At 65.6% G+C, this 8,840-nt stretch carries 6 protein-coding genes; 4 read left to right on the top strand and 2 right to left on the bottom strand.

The window, feature by feature from the left end; genetic code table 11:
- The 3 genes from A985_RS26020 to A985_RS0117530 all read left to right on the top strand — a co-directional run.
- The coding region (locus A985_RS26020) for an HlyD family secretion protein (RefSeq protein ID WP_232424666.1) at positions 1–536 on the top strand (536 nt) is incomplete at its 5' end.
- A gap of 10 nt (positions 537–546) precedes the next feature.
- Positions 547–3,342, top strand: coding sequence for a ribosome-associated ATPase/putative transporter RbbA (gene rbbA / locus A985_RS0117535; RefSeq protein WP_083902347.1), 2,796 nt, complete (start codon positions 547–549; stop codon positions 3,340–3,342).
- A complete protein-coding gene (locus A985_RS0117530) occupies positions 3,342–4,532 on the top strand; it encodes an ABC transporter permease (protein ID WP_017234677.1) in 1,191 nt (396 codons plus the stop codon). The genes rbbA and A985_RS0117530 overlap by 1 nt, the downstream gene beginning before the upstream one ends.
- 38 nt (positions 4,533–4,570) lie before the next feature.
- Here the strand turns inward: A985_RS0117530 and A985_RS0117525 are convergent, their stop codons facing one another.
- Both A985_RS0117525 and A985_RS0117520 read right to left on the bottom strand, forming a co-directional pair.
- A complete protein-coding gene (locus tag A985_RS0117525) occupies positions 4,571–5,980 on the bottom strand; it encodes an ATP-binding protein (RefSeq protein ID WP_026132090.1) in 1,410 nt (469 codons plus the stop codon).
- Positions 5,977–6,642, bottom strand: a complete 666-nt coding sequence (locus tag A985_RS0117520) for a response regulator (protein WP_026132089.1) — start codon at positions 6,640–6,642, stop codon at positions 5,977–5,979. Before A985_RS0117520 ends, A985_RS0117525 begins: the two co-directional genes overlap by 4 nt.
- Positions 6,643–6,845: 203 nt before the next feature.
- On the opposite strand from A985_RS0117520, the gene dsbD reads away from it, so the two are divergent.
- Positions 6,846–8,690 carry a protein-disulfide reductase DsbD gene (gene dsbD / locus A985_RS0117515; RefSeq protein WP_017234674.1) on the top strand — a complete coding sequence of 615 codons (1,845 nt, stop codon included), beginning with the start codon at positions 6,846–6,848 and terminating at the stop codon, positions 8,688–8,690.
- Positions 8,691–8,840: the final 150 nt, after the last annotated feature.

The raw sequence follows: 8,840 nt of genomic DNA, 5'->3' as shown, positions 1-8,840 counted from the left end.
AATCGGCGGTGGAGGCGGCCAACGCCCAGGTGACTGGCGCGAGATCGACAGTCGAAGCCGCGCAGGCCACCATCCACCGTATCGAAGCCGATATTGCCGACAGCGAACTCAAGGCGCCGCGCGACGGCCGCGTGCAATTTCGCGTAGCGCAACCCGGCGAAGTGCTGGCGGCGGGCGGCAAGGTGCTCAACCTCGTCGACCTGTCGGATGTGTACATGACGTTCTTCCTGCCGGAAACGGTGGCCGGCCGTCTCGCCATGGGCGCCGACGTTCGCATCGTGCTCGACGCAGCGCCCCAGTACGTCATTCCCGCGACCCTCTCCTTCGTCTCGAGCACGGCGCAGTTCACGCCGAAGACCGTCGAGACCGAGAGCGAGCGCCAGAAGCTGATGTTCCGCGTGCGCGCGCAGATTGCGCCCGAATTGCTGCAACAGCATCTGACGCTCGTGAAGACGGGCCTGCCCGGCGTCGCTTGGGTGAAGACCGACCGTCAGGTGCCGTGGCCGCCCCAATTGCAAACGAAGCTGCCGCAGTGAGCCGCGCATCATGACGGTGCCGCCCCCACCTTCGCCTTCGATATCGCCCCCGCCCGGCAGCCGCTTGCCGCCGGTGGTGCGCGTCGCCGACGTGACACTGCGTTACGGCCGCAAGACGGTCGCGTTGGACAACGTCAGCCTGGACCTCCCCGCCCATGGCATAGTCGGTCTGATCGGTCCGGACGGCGTCGGCAAGTCCACCCTGCTGTCGCTCATCGCGGGCGCGCGGGTGGTGCAAGCGGGCACCGTCGAAGCGCTCGGCGGCGACATGGCGAGCAAGGCGCATCGCGACCGCGTGTGTCCGCGCATCGCCTATATGCCGCAGGGACTCGGCAAGAATCTTTATCCGACGCTCTCCGTCGAGGAGAACCTGCAATTCTTCGCGCGGCTCTTCGGTCACGATGCCCCGGAGCGGCGCCGCCGCATCGATGACCTCACGCACAGCACCGGCCTGCATGCGTTTCTCGACCGGCCGGCGGGCAAGCTCTCGGGGGGCATGAAGCAGAAGCTGGGGCTGTGTTGCGCGCTGATTCACGATCCCGATCTGCTGGTGCTCGACGAGCCCACGACCGGCGTGGATCCGCTCGCGCGCGCTCAGTTCTGGGAATTGATCGCGCGCATTCGTCGCGCGCGACCGACGATGAGCGTGATCGTCGCCACCGCGTATATGGATGAGGCACAGCGCTTCGACTGGCTCGTCGCCATGGACGCGGGCAGGGTGCTCGCGACCGGCACGCCCGCCGAGTTGCTTGCGCACACGCGGCGAGACACCCTGGAAGCGGCGTTCATCGACCTGCTGCCTGCGGAGAAAACGCGCGGCTACGAGCCCGTCGCGATTCCGCCGCTGCCGATCGACGAACACACGGAGATCGCCATCGAAGCCAAGGATCTCACGATGCGCTTCGGCGATTTCGTTGCGGTCGATCACGTGGACTTCCGCATTCGTCGCGGCGAGATCTTCGGCTTCCTCGGCTCGAACGGTTGCGGCAAGACCACCACGATGAAGTTGCTCACCGGCCTGCTGCAAGCGAGCGACGGCCGGGCCTGGCTCTTCGGTCACGAAGTCGATCCGAAGGACATCGGCACACGCCGCCGCGTGGGCTACATGTCGCAGGCGTTCTCGCTCTATACCGAGCTGACGGTGCATCAGAACCTCGTGCTGCACGCCAGGCTGTTCCATGTGCCCGAGGCCGAGGTCGGCGCACGCGTGGCCGAGATGGCACGTCGCTTCGGTCTGGCAGACGTGCTGGGCGCACTGCCCGACACCCTTGCGCTCGGCATGCGTCAGCGCCTGTCGCTCGCCGTGGCGATGGTGCACAAGCCCGAACTGTTGATTCTCGATGAGCCGACGTCGGGCGTCGATCCCATCGCGCGCGACAACTTCTGGCGTCTGCTGGTGGCACTGTCGCGCCGGGATCGCGTGACGATCTTCATCTCCACGCACTTCATGAACGAGGCGGAGCGCTGCGACCGCATCTCGTTGATGCACGCGGGCAAGGTGCTCGTGTCCGATCCGCCCGCGAAGATCACGCACGACAAGGGCGCGGCCACGCTCGAGCAGGCCTTTATCGAGTATCTCGTGGAAGCAGGTGGCGGCGCATCGCTGGCGCCAGCGTCGCCTGACACGTCCACCCCGCCTGAATCATCTGTCATCGTCGAAACGGCGCCCCCTCGGCACAAGGCATTCTCGCTCGGCCGCCTGCTCAGCTATCTCTGGCGCGAGACGCTGGAGCTGCAGCGCGACCCGGTGCGCGCCACGCTTGCGCTGGTGGGCTCGCTCGTGTTGATGCTGGTGATGGGCTACGGTATCAGCATGGACGTGGAAGATTTGCGCTACGCCGTGCTCGACCGCGACCAGACCACGTTGAGCCAGAACTACGCGCTCAACATCGCGGGGTCGCGCTACTTCATCGAACAACCGCCCATCAAGGACGACGCCGATATGGACCGGCGACTGCGCGAAGGCGACCTGGCGCTGGCCATCGAGATTCCGCCGGGCTTCGCTCGCGACGTGTTACGCGGCAAGGCGGTCGAGATCGGCGCATGGATAGACGGGGCGATGCCGATGCGCGCCGAGACGGTGCAGGGCTACGTGCAGGGGATGCACCAGACCTGGCTGGCGGATCAGTCATTGCACCGCCTCGGCGCGCGTCCGACGTCGTCGCTCGACATCGAGATCCGATATCGCTACAACCCCGACGTGAAGAGCCTTCCCGCGATGGTACCGGCGGTGATTCCGCTGCTCTTGCTGATGCTGCCTGCCATGCTTACCGCCCTGTCCGTGGTGCGGGAGAAGGAGCTCGGCTCGATCCTGAACCTGTACGTGACACCGGTCACCCGCACGGAATTCCTGATCGGCAAGCAGATTCCGTACGTCGCGCTTGCCATGCTGAACTTCCTGCTCATGGCGCTCATCGCCGTGACGCTGTTCGGCGTGCCGATCAAGGGAAGCTTTCTGACGCTCGTGAGCGCCGTCTTCATTTTCAATGTCGTCGCCACGGGCATTGGCCTGCTGGCATCCACTTTCACCCGCAGCCAGATCGCGGCGCTGTTCTTCACGATGATCGGCACCATGATTCCGGCGATCCAGTTTTCCGGGATGCTCACGCCGGTGCCCTCGATGGAGGGCTCGGGCCGGATCATCGGCGAGATCTATCCGTCGACCTACATGCTGATCATCAGCCGCGGCGTGTTCAACAAGGCGCTCGGATTTGCCGACCTCGGCAACGCGTTCTGGCCGTTATTGATCGCCGTGCCCGTGGTACTCGGCTCCACGATCCTGCTGCTCAACAAACAGGAGAGGTGATGGCAGGCCCGACGCTCCCGCCGGCCTCGCGTCGCGAGGCACCGCCGCAGAACCCGCATCCGTGGCCGCGGCATCTGGCGAACATCTATCGGCTCGGCATCAAGGAGCTATGGAGTCTGGCGCGCGATGTGACGATGCTGGTGCTCATCGTCTATACGTTCACGGCATCGGTCTATTCCGCAGCGACAGCACTGCCCGACACATTGCATCTTGCGCCGATCGCGATTGTGGACGAAGACGCTTCACCGCTCTCGCAGCGCATCGTCTCGGCGTTCTATCCGCCGCAGTTCACCCCGCCGCGCATGATTACGGCGGACGCCGTCGATCGCGGCATGGACGAAGGCGCGTTCACGTTCGCGTTGAACATTCCGCCGAATTTTCAGCGCGACGTGCTGGCGGGACGTGCGGCCGAAGTCCAGCTCAATGTCGACGCCACGCGCATGAGTCAGGCGTTCACCGGCAGCGGCTATGTGCAGCAGATCGTTTCGGCAGAGGTGCGCGAGTTCCTCCAGCGATACCGATCGAACCTCGCATTGCCGATCGATCTGGCGTTGCGCGTGCGCTTCAACCCGACGCTGGAGCGCGCGTGGTTCGGCGCGCTCATGGAGATCGTCAACAACATCACGATGCTCTCGATCATCCTCACGGGCGCCGCCCTCATTCGCGAGCGCGAGCACGGCACGATCGAGCATTTGCTCGTCATGCCGGTGACACCGACCGAAATCATGGCGGCGAAGATCTGGTCGATGGGATTGGTGGTGCTGATCGCCGCCGCGATGTCACTTTGGTTGATCGTGAGCGGTGCGCTGCATGTGCCGATCGGCGGGTCGGTGGCGCTGTTCCTGCTGGGAGCAACGCTGCACCTGTTCGCCACCACGTCGATGGGGATTTTTCTTGCGACGCTCGCCCGGTCGATGCCGCAGTTCGGCATGCTGCTGATTCTGGTGCTGCTGCCACTGGAAATGCTCTCGGGCGCAAACACGCCGCGCGAGAGCATGCCTCCGCTGGTGAAGGACATCATGCTGGCCGCGCCCACCACGCATTTCGTCGAGCTGAGTCAGGCGATCCTGTTCCGAGGGGCCGGGATCGGCGTGGTGTGGGTGCAGTTCATGGCGCTCGCGCTCATCGGCGCCGTGTTCTTCGCCGTCTCACTGCGACGGTTTCGTCGCACGCTCAGTTCGATGGCTTAACGCGTGCGATGGGTGGGATAGGTGCGATCGGTCGCTCATCAGCCAACGGGCACGTACAGCCGCGCCAGCAACCCCCCGCCATCGCGCGGCGCAAACTCGAGCGTGGCGCCAAAGCGCGAGGCGATGGCCTGCACGATGGAAATCCCCAGGCCCGACCCCTCACCCTGCTGCCGCCCCTGATCGCCACGCCAGAAACGCTGACCCAGTCGCATCGCCTGCTCCGGCGCCAGGCCCGGACCCCGGTCTCCTACCACGATGCAGTACTGCCGACGATGGTCGTCCATCCCTACCGTCACTTCGATCGGACACTCCGCCGGGGAATACCGCAACGCGTTATCCACGAGATTGCGCACCGCCGTGCCAAGCATCGAACGAGGGATCGGTGTGCCCCCGTCTTCGCACGACATGCTGAATGCGATCCGAGGTACGTCACGACGGACCGGGGCCCCATTCCGCCACTCAGACAGTGACCCAACTCGCAGCGGAACGGGGCCCCGATCCGTCTCCTCCCCCGCGGCAAGAACGCCCTCCAAAACCTCGCGCACCGACTTGCACGCCTGCGGCGAATGCTCAGGCGCCTCCGCACGCGCAAGCGTCATCATCTGATCCAGCGTATGCCGCAAGCGACGCACGCCCACCCCCGCCTGATGCAACGCCCGCCTGGCCGGCTCGCCCTGCGTGAGCTCCGCCACCTGCAAGTGCGTGTCCACCGCCGTCAAAGGCGTGCGCAATTCGTGTGCCGCCGCATCGGTGAACGCCCGCTGATACGCCATCGCCTGGGTCAGCCGGTCCAGCCACCCGTTAAGTGCCAAGACGACCGGGCGCAGCTCGGTCGGCGCACGCCCCAGGTCGATGGGCGCCGTGTCGTCGACGTGCTTGCGACGCAACGCCAATCGCAACGCATCCAACGGCAACAACCCGCGTCCAATGCCGACCCACAACGCCATCAAACCACCCACCACCGCAATCATGAACGGCACTCCCACGGCTCGCAGCAACGCACCCGTGAGCGCGGCCCGCTTGTCGAGCCCGTCGGCCGTCATCACCTGATACCCGCGTTCGTCCTGCAACACGTAGATGCGCCAACGCTTGCCTTCGAACACCATGGTGCTCAAACCCAGCGGCAATGACCGCTCGGCCGACTGTGGCCCGCCCTCGGTGCGCGCCAGCACCGCACCATGCACCGACCGGATCTCGCATGCAATCCCATCGTCGCTGCCCACACGAATGACGTCGCCCCAGTCGGCGTTGCCAACGCCCGGGGCAAGCGGCGACAGCGCAGCCCGCGCCAACAGTCCCGACACCATCCGGGCCGACATCGCAAGGCGCTCGTCGAGTGTCCGGTCAAGATTGGCTTGCACCCCTCGCATCATCCACCCCGCCACCGCAGCCCAGAGCACGACAAGCGCCACGCCGGCGATCAACACCGCACGCAAACGAAGACTCATGACAACGCCCATCCCAATCGGTAGCCCAGGCCCCGCGCCGTCTGAATGACCCCGCCCCCCAATTTTCGACGCACGTTGTGAATGTGTACGTTCAACGCATTGCTGCCCAGTCGGTCGGTCAACCCATACAGCCGCTCGTTCAACATGTCGGGCGTGAGCCACCGGCCTCGACAGCTCGCCAGATGCGCCAGCAAGTCGACTTCCTTGCGCGAGAGTTCGACCGGCTCGCCATCAAGCCACGCCAGTCCGCTCGCCGGCTCCAGCCGCAGCGGCCCGGCCTCGATGATCGGGGCCGCACGCCCCTGCACCCGGCGAATCAACGCATGCAGTCGCGCCGCCAACTCACGCAGGTCGAACGGCTTGACCATGTAGTCGTCACCCCCGCCATTCAAGCCGGCAATGCGGTGCTCGATGCCGTCGCGCGCCGTCAGGATCAGGACGGGCACGTCGCGCTCCATCGCGCGAATCTCCAACAGAACGCCGAGGCCATCGCCATCGGGCAATCCCAGATCGAGCACCAGCGCATCGAACGTGTTCTCCGCATGTGCCGCCACCGCCGCCGCACCACACGCCGCATGCTCGACCGCGATTCCCAGCGCGTTCAGCCCCGCGACAATGCCGCTCGCAATCAAGTCGTCGTCTTCCACCAACAGCACTCGCACGATTCCGCACCTCTTGTGAATATCGCGCCATGTTACGTACTTTGCGTAATGAATTGGACGGCGATCCCGCGGGTGTCGGTTTATCCACCACACCCGGCCCAAGCGTTAGCGCTCGTTAACTCTCGGTTAATCGGCGTAGGCCACACTCTTGCCTGCTTAGGGATTTCCGCGGGAGAACAGATTTGCTACGTCGCGCTTTTTTCATGTTTGTGATTTTTCTCGGTGCGATCGGCTGGACGCGCACCGCCGATGCCTTGCCCTGGCAGATCACGCCGAAATTCCTGGAAGCGTCTCAGGTGCTGACGCTTGCCCCGGTCAGCCACGTTGACGGCCGGTTCGAAGTCGTCGGCCAGATTGCCAAGGATTACTACGTTTACCGTCATTCGCTGCGTGCTGAGGATGCGTCGGGCAGCCCCGTGGCGCTGACGCTCTCGGCAGGGTCGACACACACCGATGAGTTCTTCGGCGAGACGGAGATCTATACCGACGATGCGTTGCGCATGCATCTGCCCGCAACGACACCCGGTCCGGTAACGCTGCACTGGCAGGGCTGCGCCGACGCCGGCATCTGCTATCCCCCGCAAACGATGACGATCGCCTTGCCCGCCGGGATGGCCTCAGGCGCAGCCATCCCGGCGAACCCGCCCACCTCGGCCAGTCCGGTTGCCTTCGGCACCTCCCGGATGCCGACTCCCCCTGATATCCCAGCGACGCGCGCCGCCGATAACGCTGCGCCTCTCGCACAGGACCAGGCTGCAGCGCAACGACTCGCCTCGCTGGGCCCCATCACCGGCACGCTGCTGTTCTTCGGCTTCGGCTTGCTGCTGGCCTTCACGCCGTGCACGCTGCCGATGATCCCCATCGTCTCGACGATGATCGTGGGCAATCGTCCGGCGCCGTTGCGCGCGCTCGCACTCTCGCTGTCGTACGTGTTGGCGATGGCGCTGACGTATGCGTCGGTGGGCGTCGCGGCGGGCTTGGCCGGCGCGAACTTGCAGGCGACGTTGCAATCACCCTGGCTGCTCGGCGCCTTCGCGGGGCTCTTCCTGGTACTGGCTGCGTCGTTGTTCGGTCTGTTCGAGCTGCGTCTGCCGGCGTTCGTGACGAATCGACTCAACGCCCCCGGGCAGCCGCGCCCCGGCGGCAGCCTCGTCGGTGCGGCCGCACTCGGCCTGCTCTCGGCGCTGCTCGTCGGCCCCTGCATGACGGCCCCGCTGGCCGGCGCCTTGCTCTATATCGGTCAGACGGGCAACGCGTGGATGGGCGGCTTCGCGCTGTTTGCACTGGGTGTCGGCATGGGACTGCCGTTGCTGGCCATCGCGCTGTTCGGCTCGCCGGTTCTGCCGCGTCCGGGAGCGTGGATGGTCCGCGTGCGAATCGCGTTCGCCTATGTCATGACGGGCATGGCCATTCTGATGCTGAGCCGCTTCCTTCCCGGCAGCGTCAGCCTGATGCTGTGGGGCGCGCTCGGCCTCGGTCTCGCTGTCGGGCTCGGCGCGTGGGCATGGACGCTACGCGGCCAGTCGGCAGGATGGACGCTGTTGTTCGCGTCGTCGTTGGCCGGCATCTGGTCCGTACTCATGCTCGTGGGCGCCGCGTCTGGCAGCGACGCGGTACTCAGTCCTCTCGCACGGGCGAACGCGTCAGTCACGCATGGCGCGGCTGCGCAGAGTGGCACGCGATTGAACTACATCGGCGTCAAGTCTGCCGAGGATGTCGATGCGCGCACTGCTCAGGCGGTCGCGAAGGGGCAATGGACGTTGATCGACTTCTACGCCGACTGGTGCGTGAGCTGCCATGTCATCGAGCGGAATGTGTTCGGCGATCCGGAGGTCGCGGCTCGCCTGGCGACGATGCAAGTGCTACGCCCGGACGTGACGAAGAACGACGCGATCGATCAGGCTCTGATGAAGCGGTGGGGGGTGCTCGGTCCGCCCACGCTCATTCTCATCGATGCGAACGGTCGGGAGGTGCGCGCGCAACGCATGGTCGGCGAGCTGGATGCGCGCAGCTTCCTGCGCCATCTCGACGCAGCGGGGAACGCATGACCCGCAGCCTTGGCCCATTCTCCATACCGACGGTCGCCGTGGCCGCAGCGGCGTTGCTGGCCTGGCTCGTCGCGCGCTACCTCCTGCGCGGCACAGATGCCACGGCACGCCGCACGGCGGCGAGCCTGCTGCTCGACGCGCTCTTCATCG

Origin of the sequence: Pandoraea sp. B-6, from assembly GCF_000282835.1 — a bacterium.
Lineage (GTDB): Bacteria > Pseudomonadota > Gammaproteobacteria > Burkholderiales > Burkholderiaceae > Pandoraea > Pandoraea cepalis.
This window is presented reverse-complemented; position numbering and strand designations above follow the sequence as displayed.

What these genes read in the sequence shown, in the direction of transcription:
- rbbA (WP_083902347.1), top strand. Translation starts at nt 547, where the DNA reads ATGACGGTGCCGCCCCCACCTTCGCCTTCGATATCGCCCCCGCCCGGC.
- A985_RS0117530 (WP_017234677.1), top strand. Translation starts at nt 3,342, where the DNA reads ATGGCAGGCCCGACGCTCCCGCCGGCCTCGCGTCGCGAGGCACCGCCG.
- A985_RS0117525 (WP_026132090.1), bottom strand. Translation starts at nt 5,980, where the DNA reads ATGAGTCTTCGTTTGCGTGCGGTGTTGATCGCCGGCGTGGCGCTTGTC.
- dsbD (WP_017234674.1), top strand. Translation starts at nt 6,846, where the DNA reads ATGTTTGTGATTTTTCTCGGTGCGATCGGCTGGACGCGCACCGCCGAT.